This is a genomic window from Actinacidiphila guanduensis (assembly GCF_900103985.1).
Lineage (GTDB): Bacteria > Actinomycetota > Actinomycetes > Streptomycetales > Streptomycetaceae > Actinacidiphila > Actinacidiphila guanduensis.
Map to the genome: position 1 here is coordinate 50,760 of NZ_FNIE01000001.1, position 14,985 is coordinate 65,744.

At 71.8% G+C, this 14,985-nt stretch carries 16 protein-coding genes; 5 read left to right on the forward strand and 11 right to left on the reverse strand.

Annotated features, from left to right (window positions below; genetic code table 11):
* Positions 1–169: 169 nt before the first annotated feature.
* Both BLR33_RS00265 and BLR33_RS00270 read right to left on the reverse strand, forming a co-directional pair.
* Positions 170–373, reverse strand: coding sequence for a cold-shock protein (locus tag BLR33_RS00265; RefSeq protein WP_014179498.1), 204 nt, complete (start codon positions 371–373; stop codon positions 170–172).
* A 358-nt stretch (positions 374–731) separates the two neighbouring features.
* Positions 732–1,880, reverse strand: a complete 1,149-nt coding sequence (locus BLR33_RS00270; protein ID WP_093782174.1) for an NEW3 domain-containing protein — start codon at positions 1,878–1,880, stop codon at positions 732–734.
* A gap of 279 nt (positions 1,881–2,159) precedes the next feature.
* Here BLR33_RS00270 and BLR33_RS00275 point away from each other — a divergent pair, with 279 nt between their 5' ends.
* Positions 2,160–2,618, forward strand: coding sequence for a hypothetical protein (locus BLR33_RS00275; protein WP_218136577.1), 459 nt, complete (start codon positions 2,160–2,162; stop codon positions 2,616–2,618).
* Between the two features lie 90 nt (positions 2,619–2,708).
* Here BLR33_RS00275 and BLR33_RS00280 read toward each other — a convergent pair whose 3' ends face one another.
* Positions 2,709–3,326 carry a CGNR zinc finger domain-containing protein gene (locus tag BLR33_RS00280; RefSeq protein ID WP_093782175.1) on the reverse strand — a complete coding sequence of 206 codons (618 nt, stop codon included), beginning with the start codon at positions 3,324–3,326 and terminating at the stop codon, positions 2,709–2,711.
* Positions 3,327–3,505: 179 nt separating this feature from the next.
* On the opposite strand from BLR33_RS00280, the gene BLR33_RS00285 reads away from it, so the two are divergent.
* Positions 3,506–4,357 carry an MBL fold metallo-hydrolase gene (locus BLR33_RS00285; RefSeq protein ID WP_093782176.1) on the forward strand — a complete coding sequence of 284 codons (852 nt, stop codon included), beginning with the start codon at positions 3,506–3,508 and terminating at the stop codon, positions 4,355–4,357.
* Between the two features lie 17 nt (positions 4,358–4,374).
* Here the strand turns inward: BLR33_RS00285 and BLR33_RS00290 are convergent, their stop codons facing one another.
* Positions 4,375–4,794 carry an STAS domain-containing protein gene (locus tag BLR33_RS00290; protein WP_093782177.1) on the reverse strand — a complete coding sequence of 140 codons (420 nt, stop codon included), beginning with the start codon at positions 4,792–4,794 and terminating at the stop codon, positions 4,375–4,377.
* Positions 4,795–4,930: 136 nt separating this feature from the next.
* On the opposite strand from BLR33_RS00290, the gene BLR33_RS00295 reads away from it, so the two are divergent.
* On the forward strand, positions 4,931–5,278 hold the full coding sequence (locus BLR33_RS00295; RefSeq protein ID WP_093782178.1) for a helix-turn-helix transcriptional regulator: 348 nt from the start codon (positions 4,931–4,933) through the stop codon (positions 5,276–5,278).
* A gap of 21 nt (positions 5,279–5,299) precedes the next feature.
* On the opposite strand, the gene BLR33_RS00300 is transcribed toward BLR33_RS00295, so the two are convergent.
* A complete protein-coding gene (locus BLR33_RS00300; RefSeq protein WP_245771049.1) occupies positions 5,300–6,340 on the reverse strand; it encodes a protein kinase family protein in 1,041 nt (346 codons plus the stop codon).
* Positions 6,341–6,474: 134 nt separating this feature from the next.
* Positions 6,475–7,191 (reverse strand): GntR family transcriptional regulator, encoded by a 717-nt coding sequence (locus tag BLR33_RS00305; RefSeq protein WP_093782180.1) that lies wholly within the window; start codon positions 7,189–7,191, stop codon positions 6,475–6,477.
* A gap of 157 nt (positions 7,192–7,348) precedes the next feature.
* Between BLR33_RS00305 and BLR33_RS00310 the strand changes: the two genes are divergently transcribed.
* Complete coding sequence (locus tag BLR33_RS00310) at positions 7,349–8,500, forward strand: thiolase C-terminal domain-containing protein (RefSeq protein WP_218136578.1); 1,152 nt, start codon at positions 7,349–7,351, stop codon at positions 8,498–8,500.
* The gene (locus BLR33_RS00315) at positions 8,497–8,934 is read left to right on the forward strand and encodes a Zn-ribbon domain-containing OB-fold protein (protein WP_093782181.1); all 438 of its coding nucleotides are present in this window, start codon (positions 8,497–8,499) and stop codon (positions 8,932–8,934) included. The genes BLR33_RS00310 and BLR33_RS00315 overlap by 4 nt, the downstream gene beginning before the upstream one ends.
* A gap of 112 nt (positions 8,935–9,046) precedes the next feature.
* Here the strand turns inward: BLR33_RS00315 and BLR33_RS00320 are convergent, their stop codons facing one another.
* From BLR33_RS00320 to BLR33_RS00340, 5 genes are all read right to left on the reverse strand, one after another.
* Positions 9,047–9,781 (reverse strand): GntR family transcriptional regulator, encoded by a 735-nt coding sequence (locus BLR33_RS00320; RefSeq protein WP_176930055.1) that lies wholly within the window; start codon positions 9,779–9,781, stop codon positions 9,047–9,049.
* A gap of 256 nt (positions 9,782–10,037) precedes the next feature.
* Entirely contained in the window at positions 10,038–10,763 is a 726-nt protein-coding gene (locus BLR33_RS00325; RefSeq protein WP_093782183.1) for an ABC transporter ATP-binding protein, read from the reverse strand.
* Positions 10,760–12,625 (reverse strand): branched-chain amino acid ABC transporter ATP-binding protein/permease, encoded by a 1,866-nt coding sequence (locus tag BLR33_RS00330; RefSeq protein ID WP_093782184.1) that lies wholly within the window; start codon positions 12,623–12,625, stop codon positions 10,760–10,762. The genes BLR33_RS00325 and BLR33_RS00330 overlap by 4 nt, the downstream gene beginning before the upstream one ends.
* Positions 12,626–12,668: 43 nt before the next feature.
* A complete protein-coding gene (locus tag BLR33_RS00335) occupies positions 12,669–13,541 on the reverse strand; it encodes a branched-chain amino acid ABC transporter permease (RefSeq protein ID WP_093782185.1) in 873 nt (290 codons plus the stop codon).
* 88 nt (positions 13,542–13,629) lie between these two features.
* On the reverse strand, positions 13,630–14,853 hold the full coding sequence (locus BLR33_RS00340; protein ID WP_093782186.1) for an ABC transporter substrate-binding protein: 1,224 nt from the start codon (positions 14,851–14,853) through the stop codon (positions 13,630–13,632).
* Positions 14,854–14,985 lie beyond the last annotated feature (132 nt).

Sequence of the window (14,985 nt, forward strand, 5' to 3'; positions counted from 1 at the left end):
CGTGCGCGGACGGTGCACGGGAGGCACCGTGTCGGGTCGGCGCCCCACGGTCGGGTGCGGGCGCCGCGGCCGCCGGATGGCCGGTCGGATGGGCGGTGGAGCAGGGCAAGGGCCGGGCCCCGCGCGCAAGTGGTGCGGTGCCCGGCCCTCGACGGTGCCGTGTCCCGGATCAGGCCGGGACGATGTTCTCCGCCTGCGGGCCCTTCTGGCCCTGCGTGACGTCGAAGCTGACCTTCTGGCCCTCGTGGAGCTCGCGGAAGCCCTGGGCGGCGATGTTCGAGTAGTGGGCGAAGACGTCGGCGCCGCCGCCGTCCTGCTCGATGAAGCCGAAGCCCTTTTCCGCGTTGAACCACTTCACGGTTCCGGTTGCCATTTTTGACTCCTCTTGACGGGGCAGGTCCGATTCCGCACCGTGCGGAACCGGTGCCGCTGCGATGAACCCCACCCGGAGGCCGGAAACAAAAATGCGCCCTAGGGTCACATCCCGTCAGGCGCACACAGAGTTCATGGGTACCACAACTGCAACATCAACTACGCTAGCACAGATCGTTCCGCGACGGTGTGCGCGCCTCGCGGCAGCCACCGGACGAGGGACCGCGGCTGCCGCGAGGGCGGTGAGCGTGGAGGGCACCCGAGGCGCCGTGAGCGTCAGCACCTCAACCCTTCAGGACCACCTCAAGACCTCAAGACCTCAAGATCTCAGCACCTCAGCACCTCAGCACCTCAGCACCTCAGGGGATGATCACGGTGAGCCGGCCGAAACCGGTGCCGTAGTCGATCCTGAGCAGCGCGGTCTGGGAGGACTCGGTGGCGGGCACGGTCAGGGACAGGGTGGTGGACCAGGAGGCGCCGGGGGCCAGGGCGGGCACGGCCGTCGAGGCGTAGGAGCCGGTGATCCCCTGCGGGCCGGAGAGGGCCTTGAGCGTGGTGGCCGCGCTGGTCGAGGTGCCCTTGTTGGTGAGGGTGAGCGGGATGGCGGTGGTCAGGCCCCGGCCGATCTCACAGGTGTTCGGCACCTTCGCGGTCACGCCGAGCGGGCCGGAGCTCTGGGTGCCGCTCAGCAGGCTCATCTCGTAGGCGAGGTCGCCGAGCCAGCCGCAGGAGCCGCTGCCCAGCGAGGTGGCGGCGTTCGCCCAGATGATGGCGCCCTGGGTCTTGGCCTGCACCTGGGCGAACTCGGTGCTCCGGTCCGGGCCGCTCAGCTGGCCGCCGCTGCCGTTGTCCCACAGCGGCCACAGGTACGGGTAGATCGGCAGCGCGGGGTCCATGGCGTGGTCGTCGGCAACCGCCGCGTCGAACTCGTTCTCCCAATCGGCCACGGTGGCCCAGCGGTTGTACATCGAGGGCGCGAAGTACTGCAGGTACCCGCCGGTGTAGAGCTGCTTGGTGTAGGAGCTGTACGCGGTGCTGTAGTCGTAGGAGTAGATGCCCAGGGGTGCGGCGGGCTCGGCCTGGTGGGCCCAGGTGGCGAGCTTCTCGTAGAGGGTGAGGTCCTGCTGGGCCTGGCCGGCCGACTTGGCGCTGACCGGCAGGATGTTCTCCAGGTCGAGGACGAGCGGCGCGGAGGCCGAGGCCTTGAAGGAGGCGACGGCGTTCTTCACCGCGGTCTGGAAGGCGCTCTGCGAGGGCACGTTGCTGCACGCGGTCGCGGAGCAGCTCAGGCCCCACTGGTCGTAGATCGCCGCGTTGTCGGTCAGGCCGAACTGCTCCAGGTTCCAGTTGTGCCAGTCGCCCTGCGTCTGGTTGTAGACGGTGAACGACGCGGCGGAGGCGCTGCGGGCGGCCGGGCCCAGGGTGCACAGGAGCGCGCCGAGCAGGGCGAGGAGCAGTGCCGCGGCGACCCTCCTTCGCGGCCTGGGGGCGAATGCGGGTGCGGACATGTCTCCTCCGGAGGGTGGGGGGCTTTCCGGTTCCGGGCAGCGGATCGTCGCGCGGCTGCCGGGATGGCGCCGGACCGCGGTGGAGCGCGCCTTGCGGGTCAGAAGGTAAGCGGTTTCCACTCCGGTCGTCAATGGCCTTGCCAGTCACGGCCGTTGAGTGTTCACAGGCGGGATGAAACCGGTTTCACAGACCGTCGTCGATGGACGCCGCCAAGAAAGAAGCTATTGGCGTATGCTTCTTTCCGTCGGAGGCGGTCGCACACACGAGGAGAACCGGCCATGACGACGTATCTGGGCAGCGGCGACGCGGGCGCGCGGCGGACGGACTACTACCCGGCCTGGCTGGACGACCTGGCCGAGGACGTCACGATGGAGGCGTCGGTGATGAACGGGATCGTCCGCGGCCCCGAGGCGGTGCGCGCGATCCTGGGGTTCGCCCGCACGCTGTACGACTACCAGGAGTTCGTGTACGCGGGTGAGTACGGCGAGGACGGCTTCGCGGAGGACTACGTCTCGCGGGTGCGCGACGAGCCGATCGGCAGTGTCGTGGTGGTCCGGCGCAACGCGGCGGGACAGACGCAGCACATCGTGATCAACCACCGCCCGCTCTCGGCGGTCCTCACCTGGTCCCGGCTGATGGGCGAGCACTTCGCGGGCACGCCGTACGCGCGGTACTTCCTGACGGCCGGGAGCGCCGAGGAGCTGCGGCGCCCGGCGGGGAGCAGCCCGCGCGGCTGAGCGGCGTACGGGGCCGCTGCGCGCGAAAGGCAGCTCCCGCCCCGACGGGGACCGCTGGGGGCGCCCGGCTCAAAGGCGGGACCTGCGGTCCTACGTGGCCGAGGTCCCTGCCTCCTCGCGGCGGCGGGCCCGGTGGGCGCGGAGGTTGGCGGTGTTGCCGCAGGTCCGCACGTCGTGCCAGACGCCGCTGTTGTTGCGGGAGCGGTCGTAGAAGGCGACGCGGCAGGCGGGGTTGCGGCACACCTTCAGGCGCCGTCGCAGGTCATCGGCCTGCGCCTGCCAGGCGGCGAGCAGCAGGAGCGAGGCAAGGCGCCGCCAGCCGGCGCCCTGGGGCGTGGCGCGGACCTGGCCGTCCGCTCCCAGTTCGAGGGCGGCCTCGCCGGTGAGCGGAGCCTCGCCGGGCGGCCCCTCCCCCGCTCCGGGCTCGATGGCGGCGTCCTGGAAGCGGGCGCGATACGCGCGCAGCCGCGCCAGCGCCTCGTCGTCCACGAGGACGTGCGGGGCGGTGCCGCCGGTGACCGCGGCCCACTGGCGTGCGGTGGCGTCGGCCCACTCCTGCGCCGACGCCTTGTCCGCGAGCAGGTCGCGGTGGGCGGAGCCCTCCGGGGCGAGGGTATTGAGCAGGTCCTGGACCAGGCCGAGCCCGCCCGGGGCGGTTGTCACCCGGAAGCGGCCCGTGGCGGGCCAGCCCGTCTCCTGCGCGCTCATCGGCACCGTCCTTCCGCTCGGAGCCGCCGGTGGCCGTACCGGGACCCGCAACCGAACCCTATGGCAGCGCCCGCGGGCTGTCGCCGCCGCCCGGTTCGTATGACATAGTCAAAGTGATAATACTTCTTTCACCTGCTTCGCGGGCCCACCAAGAGCCCGCCACACCCAGGAGCTTCCCCATGAGCACGCTCAGCCACGATGTCCATGTCTCGGCGATGACGCCCGTCGCACCGGCGGCCCTGAAGCTGCCCGACGGCACCGCCGGCTCGTGGTCGCCGCTCGCCCACACGCTGGTGCACGGGCCCACCGAGGCCGCCCTGGTGGATCCGCCGATCACCCGGGCCCAGGCGGACGCCCTCGGCGACTGGATCGAGGGCTTCGGCAAGCGGCTGTCCTTCATCTACGTCACCCACGGCCACGGCGACCACTGGCTCGGGACGCAGCCGCTGGTCGAGCGCTTCCCGGGCGTCACGGTCCTCGCCACGCCGAGCACCATCGAGGCGATCCGGGCGGCCGCGCCGGAGGGCGCGGCGACGGGGCTGTGGCCGGCCGCCTTCCCCGGCCAGGTGGCCGGCGCGCCGCTCGACCTCGAAGCCGTCCCGCGGGACGGCTTCGAGGTCGACGGGCACGCGCTGCTGCCGGTCGAGGCCGGCCACAGCGACATGGACGGCACCTCCGTGCTGCACGTCCCCTCGATCGGCCTGGTGGCGGCGGGCGATGTCGTCTACGCGAACGTGCACCAGTACCTGGGTGAGGCCGGGGGCGGCGGGCTGGACGCCTGGCGGCGGGCCCTGGACACCGTGGCCGCTCTCGATCCCCGGCACGTCGTCGCAGGGCACCGCGAACCGGCCTGGCCGGACAGCCCCGCCGACATCGCCACGACCCGCGGCTACCTCGACTCCGCCGAGGAGGTGCTGGCGTCGGCGACCAGCGCGCGGGCGTACTTCGACGCGATGGTCGCCCGCTACCCGGACCGCGTGAACCCGCTGACGGTGTGGATGTCGGCGGTCAGGCTGCTGCCAGCCGCCTGACCGCCGCGCCCCTCCTGCTACGCGGCCTTGGACTCCGCGAAGAACAGGGGCGCCGTGTCGGTCAGGGTGAGGACGCGGGAGACGGCGGGCGAGACGCGCAGCAGGCGCAGCGGGATGCCGTGCTCGCGGGCGAGGACACGCAGGTGGAGGAGGACGTTCAGACCGGAGCAGTCGAAGAAGCGGACGGCGTTGAGGTCGATGTCGAGACCGCCGAGGGACTCGACGAGGTTGGAGCACAGCACGTGGCGAAGGGTCGCGGCGCAGTCGAGGTCCACTTCGCCGCCGACTGCGGCGCGCACCCGCCCGGACCGCTCGGTGATGCGGATGGCCAGCCGACCGCGCAGGTCCCTGACCAGGCGCCCCCCGGCGACAATTTGCTCGCGGACGGGCGGTTCCTCTTCTTCTCCGTACGCGTACGCGAGCGAGACGAGTTCCATCACGGATGTCGCCGTTCTCCTCGTGGGTGGGGCGGTGCCCCTTCAGCATGGGTGAAGAACCCTCCACCCGTCAACAAATACGTGAAAACTTTTTCACGTATGGATGTGCGTGAATCTTCAGCCGTACGATGTCCGCATGGACGACGCCGCACGCCTCCGACCGGGATGGACCTTCCTCACCAACCACGCACGGGTCCTGGCTGCGATTGCCCGCGACCCGGGCGTGCGCGTACGCGACATCGCCGCCAGGTGCCTGCTCACCGAACGCGCCGTCCAGAAGATCATCGCCGACCTCGAGGACGCGGGGTACCTCGCGCACACCCGCAGCGGGCGCTCCAACCACTACACGGTCAAGGACCGCGCACCCCTGCGGCACCCCGCCGACACCGGCCCCATGGTGGCCGACCTGCTCTCCATCCTGGCCGTCCAGCAGCGCGCCGACGCCCCGCCGGACGGCCGCCCCCAGGACGACCACGGCGAATAGCCCCCGCCTCCGCCCGCCCGGTCAGCGGGCGGCCCGCAGCAGCCCGGTCAGCTCCTCGTGCGGGTACGGGGTCGTGCGGCTCTCCCGGCGCAGCGCGCGCAGGAACGTGCCCATCGCGTCGGCCACGGGGGCGTGGCGGGTGACGATGCCGGCGAGCACCGCGGGCATCCCCTCGGGCGTCGCTCCCTTCGCGCATGCATGCGCGAAGTCCGCGCGGGCATCCGGGTCGTGGCCGTACACCTCGGCGACCAGCCAGCTCACGAGGTGCCACAGTGTGTAGCAGCGGTCGTAGCCGCGGTGCCGCTCGAAGAAGGCGGTCTCGGCGGCGGAGAGGTCGAAGTCCGAGGACAGGGCGAGGCCGTAGTCGGCGAAGAACAGCCGCTCGCCGTCGGTGAGGACGTTGGCGAAGTGGGCGTCGAAGTGGAGCAGCCCGCGGTCGTTCATGAAGGCCACGCCGGCGGCCAGCTCGCGCTCCACCATGGCACAGGCCCGCTCGGCCGGACCCGCGCCTGCGGCGACCTGCGTGCGGAGCCAGGTGTGCAGGTCGTGCGGGACGTACTCCAGGAAGAGGGTCAGGCTCGCGGTCGCCTCCCGCAGCGACTCAATCCGGCGGCGCACCGCCGGATCACTGCCCCAGTAGGCCACGGCCCGCTCCACATCGGCCAGTTCGGATGGCAGCGGCCGCCGGGGGCCGGGCAGCACCCGCCAGTGGTAGGTCAGCGGGAAGCCGTCGTACTCCCCCGCGAGCGCCCACGCGGTGGTCGCCTCGTGCACCGCCAGCTCGCGCCAGGCGCCGAATCCCGGGCCGCCGAAGCCGTACTGGCAGAAGGGTGGCAGGCCGAACAGGTTCGCGGTGGAGCCGATGTGCTCGGGGCGGCGCTCGATGTCGGTCAGCGGCACCTGCTTGACGAAGACGGGGACACCGTCCACCTCCAGCAGCACCGATCTCCCGCCGATCCCCGAGCCGTGCGGTGTGCCCGCGGCCACGAGCGCGCGCAATTCGCCCTCGTCGCGGGCCGCGAGCGCGGCGGAGACGGCGCGGTGCGCGGCGAGCCGTCTCACGCGGGACGTGTCCGGGCTCCGCACGTGCTCCTCCGCTCGAAGTGCCCTTCGCACGCGGCCGGTTCGGCGTTGCCGCGAGGGCGTCTCGTCCAGCCTCTCACGGGCGCGGGAGCCCGAGGTGCGCGGTGGCAGGTCTACGGCGGCGGCGCCTGCGACATGCGGGCCAGGCCGATGCGCGCGGCGTTGCGGATGTGGGTGGCACTTGCCTCGGCCGCGGCGTCCGCATCGCGGGCCTCGATCGCGCAGAGCAGGGTGTGGATCTCGGCCAGGCTCTGCTGCACGCGGCCGGGCACCGAGAAGGAGGTCTGCCGCAGCAGCCGGACCCGGCTCTGCAGGCCGGTGAGGGTCCAGGTGAGGACGGGACTGGCGGCGCCTTCCAGCAGCACGGCGTAGAAGGCGTCCTTGGCGCGCAGCGGGCCGAGGGTGTCGTCGGTGGGCGCGGAGGCGGCGGCGAGGTCCTCGTAGACCTGCCGCAGGTGGTGGACCTGGGCGTCGGTGGCGCGTTCGGTGAAGCGGCGGGCGGCGAGCATTTCCAGGACGCCGCGCAGCTCGTAGATATCGGCGGCCTCGCTCACGGTCAGGACGGTGACGACGGCGCCGCGCTGCGGGACGGAGGTGACCAGGCCCTCGGACTCCAGGCGGACCACGACCTCGCGGACGGTCGCCCTGGACACCCCGAGCCGTTCCATGAGTTCGCGCTCGATCAGCCGCTGGCCGGGGCGCAACCGGAAGTCGAGGATCTCGCGGCGCAGGACGTCGAGCACCTGGTTGCGCAGCGGTGCGGAGACGCGGCCGATCGCGGTCGGCTGCCAGCTGTCCCCCGGCGTCGTGTGCGGTTCGTCCGGTGTCATCCGTTGCACCCCCGTGGCGTGTGGTGGTGGACGGTGCCGCCGCTCGGCTGTGACCTGCGGCGTACCGCCCGGGGATTCCCGTTCGGGCATGGTGCCGGCGGGACCCTTGCCGATAGTATCGTCTGACAGTCGGACGAACTGACAGAGGGAGTCGGGTGTGGGTTCAGGAATCGGGCCGCCCCCCGCAGTCGCGGTCATCGGCGCAGGAGCGACAGAACAGGGGGAGCTTCCCGGCGAGTCCCCCGAAGTCATCGCGGTTCGGGCCGCGGTGGCCGCGCTGGAGGACGCCGGGATCGACAAGTCGGCCGTGGACGGCCTGATCACGTGCAAGGCGCCGCTGACCACGCACGGCACCGACGAGGCGATGGGTCCGTTGCTCGGGATCAACCCCGACTACAGCACCACCCTCGACTACGGCATGGCCGGCTTCTCGCTGCATCTGGCCGCGATGGCGATCCGTTCGGGCCTGGCGAGCACCGTGCTGCTCACCTACGGCACCAACGCCCGCAGCGCGCGCATCGGTTTCTCCCGCCCGATCGGCGGCTCGGCGCAGTGGGCGGCCCTGACCGGCTTCCTGCACGTGGCGGGGCCGGCCGCGATGGCCGCCCGGCGTCACATGCACCTGTACGGCACGACCGAGGAGCAGTTGGGCTGGGTCAGTGTCGCGCAGCGGGAGTGGGCGGCGCTCAACCCGCGCGCGGTCTTCCGCTCCCCCATGGGCATCGGCGACTACCTGGCGCAGCCGTACGTCGTGGAGCCGCTGCGGCGGGCCGACCTGACCGTCATCTCCGACGGCGGTGCCGCCTTCGTGGTCACCTCCTCCGAGCGGGCGGCCGACCTGCACGCCAAACCGGTGCACCTGCTGGGCATGGCCCAGCGCTCGGCGATCCGCAACGAGCAGAACGAGGACAAGTTGATGCGCCCGTGGCTGGGCTCCATCGCCGAGCAGGTGTACCGCAACGCGGGCCTGGGACCGGACGACATGGACCTGGCCTACCTCCAGGACGGCACCTCGGTGTGGGTGCTGCAGATGCTGGAGTGGTACGGCTTCTGCGGCCTGGGTGAGGCGGGCCCGTTCCTGGCCGAGGGCCACACCCGCCCCGGCGGCCGGCTGCCGGTCAACACCCATGGCGGGCAGCTCTCCGAGAGTTACACCCACAACTGGATGCACCTGTACGAGGCGGTGGCCCAGCTGCGGGGCGAGGCCGGGGACCGGCAGGTCCCGGGGGCCGAAGTCGCCCTGCATGCCCAGACGCACGACTTCTGGAAGGGCGCCGCCACCATCCTGTCCACCCGGAGTGCGGTATGAGCACGACGCCCGAGGCGGCCGACAAGCCCGCCAAGCCCCTGCCCGACCTGGCCGACGCGGTCACCGCCCCCTTCTGGGCGGCCACCCGCGAAGGGCGGCTGACCGTCCCGCGCTGCACCTCCTGCGGCTACCGGCTGTGGCCGCCGGAGGCGCTCTGCCCGCAGTGCCAGCACGCGGAGTTCGCCTGGGAGGAGGTCGAGCCGGCCGGCACGCTGTGGAGCTACGCCACCTACCACCGCGCCCTGGACCCAGCCTTCGCCGACGAACTGCCCTACGTGGTGGGCCTGGTGGAGCTCACCTGCGGGCTGAAGATGTACGGCCTGATGCGCGGCGACCCGGCCGACCTGGTGATCGGCCGCCCGGTGACCGCCTTGTTCGAGCCGGTGGACGACGAGGTGACCTTCGTCCGCTGGAAGGCCGCCGCCGACGGCTGAGGCACCCGCGCCCGAGGCGGCAAAGCGGCGGCCCGGCACGATGCCGGGCCGCCGCCTCCCCTCGGGGGCTTTCGGGTGCCCGCCGCGACGGCAGGCAGGACGTGCCGAGGCTCTAGCTCCGGGCGGCCTCCGCCCCGTTCTCGGCGAGTTGGCTCAGCGCGCTCGCCGCTGCGTTGCGCACATGGGCGGTCGCGGCGGCGGCCACCGCGTCCAGGTCGCGGCGTTCGATGGCGGCGACCAGCTGGCGGATCTCCTCCAGCGACGCCTCCGGGCGGCCCGCGGTGGCCAGCGAGGTGGCCCGCAGCAGCCGGATGCGCCCCTGCATGGTCTGCAGCGTCTGGGCGAGGACGGGGCTGCGGGCCCCCTCGAAGACGATCTGGTAGAAGTCGTCCTTGGCCCGCAGCCGGCTCTGGGTCTCCGAGCCGGCCTCGGTGATCTCCTCGATCCGGGCCAGCGCGCCGCGCAGTTGGGCGACCTCCTCGTCGGTGGCCCGCTTCACGAAGCGCTGCATGACCAGCACCTCCAAGGGGACCCGCATCTCGTAGATGTCCTCGGCCTCGACCGGGGAGAGCACCGCGACGATCGCGCCGTGCTGGGGCTGGATGGTGACCAGCCCCTCGGCGACGAGGCGGGAGAGCACCTCGCGGATGGTCGGCCGCGACACGCCCAGCTGCTCGATCAACTCCCGCTCGATCAGCCGCTGTCCGGGCCGCAGCTGGAAGTCGAGAATGCCCTGCCGGATCACGTCGAGGACCTGCTCGCGAATCGGGGCTGCGACGCGGCCGATCCGGGCGCCGGCGAAGGGCGCTCCGGCCGCGCTGCCCGCCATGCTCTTGTCCGATCCCACGCTGTGTCCTCCCAATGGTGGCCTGTGCGGCCGTGTGCTTCGTCTGCGAGGCGTCCGTGCCTCGGTGTGCCGGCGCCCGTGTGCCGGCGGGCGGGTCCGGGGACGCCGACCTGCGCTCATATATTGTCTGACAATGAGCCGGCGCGCCCACCCAGCATAGGGCCTGCGCGGTCCGTGGCCGCCACCGTCGGCCGCCGCGCCCGCCGCCCCTCCACGGCGGACGCGGCGGCCGTCGGTGGCGCCAACTCCCGTACGGTCACTCGAAGTACGCCGAGGCGATGTCGCTGGCGTCCTCCCACAGCCGCACCCGCCCGTCCCCCAGCAGGTGGACGCGGTCGCAATGCTCGTGCAGCATCCGGCTGTTCTGGTCCACGACCAGCACGCCGATACCGTGCGCCCGGCCGAGCGCGGCCAGCGCCTCGATGGCCGTGCGCAGGGCGCGCGGTGACAGGCCCAGGCTCATCTCGTCCACGAGCAGCACCCGGGGGCTGCCGATCAGGCCGCGGAAGAGAGCGACCATCTGCTGCTCGCCACCGCTGAGCCGGCCGGCCTTCTGGTCGCGCAGCCGCACGACCGCGGGGAACGCCTCCTCCAGCGCGCCGCGCAGGGTCCGCTCCGCGGGCACCTTCCGGACGATGCCGAGCCGGATGTTCTCCTCGACCGTCAGATCGGCGAAGATCCCGCGCCCTTCGGGGACATGGGCGACGCCGGCCCGCGCGACCGCCTCCGGCCTTGCCGGCAGCGGGACGCCGTCCAGCGAGATCACCCCGCGGCTGCGGGCGGCAAGGCCCGAGACGGCGCGGAGTGTGGTGGTCTTGCCGGCGCCGTTGCGGCCGGCCAGGCCGACGATCTCGCCCGGCGCGACGGCGAGCGAGAGCCCGTCGAGCACCCGTGCGCCGGAGAAGCGCACGTGCAGGTCCTCGATGCTCAGACCCGCGCCCGCCTGCTCCCGGCGGGTCCCCTCCTGGCTCACCGCGGTCATGACTTCCCTCCGGCTCCCACGAACACGTCCACGACCTGCTCGTCGGTGAGGACGTCGGCGGCCGTGCCCGAGGTGAGGACCCGGCCGAAGTCCAGCACTGTGCAGCGGTCGGCGATCCTGCGGACGAAGCCGACGTGGTGGGCGATGACCAGGACGGTCACGCCCGCCCGCCGCACACCTTCGATGGCACCGGCCACGGCTCCGATCTCCTCCTCGCCGAGCCCGGCCGTCGGCTCGTCGAGGAGCAGCAGCTCGGGCTCGTTGGCGAGGGCGCGGGCGATGTCGATGTGCTTCTGCTCGCCCATCGTCAGCTCGCCGGCGTGCACGTCCCAGCGGGACCTCGGGAAGTCCAGCAGTTCCAGTGCGGCGACGGCCCGTTCGCGGGCGACACGGTCGCGCCGCCGGGTGCCGGGAAGTCCGGCCATCTCCAACAGGGCCGAGCCGTCGTGGGTGGCGTAGGCGCCCACCTCGACGTTCTGCCGCGCGGTGAGGTCGGCGACCAGCGAGGGATGCTGGAAGGTCCGTGAGATGCCGCGGGCCCGGCGCACGGAGACCGGCAACCCGGTCACGTCGTCGCCGTCCAGGACCACCTGCCCGGTGGCGGGCTGGATGCCGCTGATGCAGTTGAGCAGCGTGGTCTTGCCTGCGCCGTTCGGGCCGATGATGGCGTGCACCTCGCCGCGGGCGACGCTCAGGTCCACCCCGCCGAGCGCGCGCACACCGCCGAAGTCGACGCCGATGCCCTCCAGGACGAGCAGCGGCGGGCCCTGCGGGACAGCGGGCTCCTCACGGGGGCGGACCTCGGCGAGGACCGCGGGTCCGCAATCCTCCCCCGGGGCGGGCGCCTGTGCGGCCGGTACGGCCCCGTCCTCCGCGGGTCCGGCGGCCGGCGTCCCCTTCCCGCGCAGGGCGAGCAGCTTGCGCACGCCCTGCTCCACCAGGTCGTACAGGCCGCGGTTGAAGAGCACCACGACGGCGAGCACGACCAGGGAGAACAGCAGTTGGGAGGCGGACGCCGAGGTGGAGGCGAAGCCGTTGACGAGGCTGAAGAAGAAGATCGCGCCCAGGACCGGCCCGACGATGCTGCCGGTGCCGCCGACGGCAACGATCGCGAACAGCTCGATGGACTGGCTGATGCCGAAGGTGTCGGGCGAGAGGTAGCCGACGTCGAGGGCGAGCATACAGCCGCCGAGTCCGGCGACCGCTCCGGCCAGCGCCTGCGCGCGGACCTTCTCGCGGAAGACGCGTACGCCGAGGACGGCGGCGACGACCTCGTTCTCCTTGACCACGCGGGCGGCCATGCCGGCGCGGACCTTGGTGTAGCGCAGGCACAGGGCGACGCTGATCGCGAGCGCGATCCACACCGTGTAGTAGAGCCAGTCGCCCTGGGAGAGGCTGTTGGCGCCGATGGTCACGGGCAGCACGGCCAGGCCGTTGGAGCCGCCGGTCCAGTGCGACAGCCGCGCGCCGCTGATCAGGTCCACCGCGACCGCGCCCAGGAAGAAGGTGCCGACCGCGGACCCGAAGAACCGCAGCCGGACGAAGAGCGAGCCGATCACGGCGGCGACCAGCGCGGCGGCGAGCACGCCGGCGATGATGGCGGGCACCCACGGCCAGTGCGCGTGGACGCGCACGGCGGCCATGACGTAGGCGCCGATGGCGAAGTACACGAACTGGCCGAAGGAGAACTGCCCCGAGTAGCCGGTGAGCACGTCCAGGCCGACGGCGCCGACCGCGTAGATCATGGCGACGACCAGGATGCCCTGGTCGCTGACGCCGGTCACCACCAGCGGTGCGAGCGCCAGCAGCAGCAGGAGCAGCAGCGCGGGCCGCCCCACGTCGTCCCTGGCTCGCGTCAGCATGGTTCAACTCCCCGGTGGTCGTTGCGGTGTCGGGTGGGCGCGGTCACAGCCGCCTCACCTGGGCGGTGCCGAAGAGCCCGTTGGGGCGTACGGCGAGGGTGAGCAGCATGATCGCCAGCGCGCTGGCCAGGGTCAGGTCGCTGCCCCAGTAGGTGGAGACCAGGTCGGTGGCGACGCCGATGATGATGCCGCCGACGAACGTGCCCCCGAGGCTGGTGAATCCGCCGACGACCGCCGCCGCGAAGGCGAAGAGCAGGATCGGGTTCATCATCTGCGAGAAGAGCAGCTGCTTGGGGGCGAGCAGCAGGCCGATGAGCAGGGCCAGGCAGCCGGCGAGCATGTAGGCGATCGTCGACAGGCGCTGGGCGCGCACGCCCAGCAGCCGCGCGGTCTCCGGGCGCTGCGCGACGGCCAGGAACTGCAGGCCGGTGCGGGTGTAGCGGAACATCGCCACGAAGCCGGTGACGATCACCAGCACGATCCCCACCGTGATCAGGTCGGACCAGCGCAGCAGCACCCCACCGACCTTGGTGCCTCCGCTGGGCAACAGGGACGGGAAGTGGTACGGCTGGTCACGGCCGAAGAACACGTCCGCCATCGCCGCCAGCAGCAGGAACAGCGCGACGGTGCGCACCAGGGTGTTCGCCTGGTTGCCGCCGAAGGGCCGCAGCACCACCTGGTAGACGAGCACGCCGAACACGGCGCTGCACACCAGGCCGATGCCGGCCGCGGGCCACAGGCCCATGCCGTCCTTCCACAGTTCGTAGACGATGAACGTCTCGAACATGCCGATGTTGCCGACGGCGAAGTTGGCCACTCCTGTCGTCTTGTAGAGGAAGACGAGGATGAAGGCCAGCATGCCGATGAGCAGCCCGAAGGCGATGCCGCTCACGATGACCGATAGAGCAAGTCCCATGTCGTTCTCCCACTTCGCCGGGGGCGGCCGTACGGGTCCCGGTGGGGCCCGTACGGCCGCGCCGCCGCGCGTCCTCGCGTTCGGTCCGTCATCCGCCGATCGAGCCGGCCTGGTAGAAGGCGCCGTTCTTCACGCCGAAGATGTAGAGGTTGGAGACCCCCACGTGGTTGGTGGCGGAGAAGGTGATCGGCGGGTAGATCTCCGACGCCTTCACCTGCGACATGCTCTCCATCGCCGTCACCACGCTCTGGCTGGAGATCGGCTTCCTGGCGGCCTTGAGCACCGACTCCACGACCTGGGCGGTGCCGCAGCCGCGCAGGGTGACGCCCTCGACCTTGATCTTGGCGGCCTTGAGCACGGTGACGCAGTCGGTGCCCTCGGCGCTGGAGGGCGCGATGGTGTCGGAGGTGACCAGCAGCTTGGGCTGGAGCGCGGCGGAGACACCGGCCAGGAACGTCTGCTGGGAGACCGCGCTGGAGCCGACCAGGAACTTCTTGGGCGCGAAGCCGTTGTCGGTCATCGCCTGGGTGAGCCGGGCGGCGTCCTGCGGGATCTGGTCGAGCACCACGTAGTCGGGGTGCTTCTGCTTCATCTTCAGCACCTCGGGCGAGAAGTCCGCGGTGCCGGGCGGGGCGTTGTAGTCGCCGACGAAGGTGCCGCCGGCCTGCTTGACCGCGGCCTCGACCTGCTTGGCAGTGGTGGGCGAGTCCGGGGTGACGGTGCTCATCAGGGCGACCGTGCCGGGGCCGTGCTGCTGGAAGACCCAGGGGATCTCGGCGACCAGCTGGCTGCCGTAGGTCGGCATGAGGTTGAAGTACATCGGGCTGAGCGGCTTCAGCAGTGTGGTGGAGGCGCCGAAGACGTACATGAAGGGGATCTTGGCCGCGTTCAGCAGCGGCAGCTGGGCCGGCGGCTGGAGGCTGCCGCACTGGCCGGTGACGGCGACGACCTTCTCGGCGATGAACGCCTTGGTGTTGGTGACTGCGCGGGCCGCGTCGTAGCCGTCGTCGCGGTTGTCGACCTTGATCTTGTGCCCGTCGATGCCCCCCCGGGCGTTGACGTGGTCGAACCAGGCGAGCATGGCCTTGTTCATCGGCGCGCAGCTGGAGCCGACCGCGCCGCTCAGGGGCACCGAGATGCCCAGTTTGATGTCACCGCTCGCCGAGCTGCCCGAGCCCGAGCCGCCGCAGGCGCTCAGGACCAGGGCGGCGGCGGCCACCACGGCGGCGAGCGCGCCCCTGCGCGTGCCGAACCGCCCGTGGGCTCTGGCGGTGAACCGTGGACCGGCCCCTCCGCTGTGACGTCTTGCCATCACCGACTCCTTGTGGACTTTCGCATCCCATCGAGGTCCCTGAAAAGGATGGGGAGGATGAGAGATTGTCTGACAGGCTGACAATTCGTGAAGTGTGCCGACTGTAGCCCCCGGATGGAGGCACAGCAATAG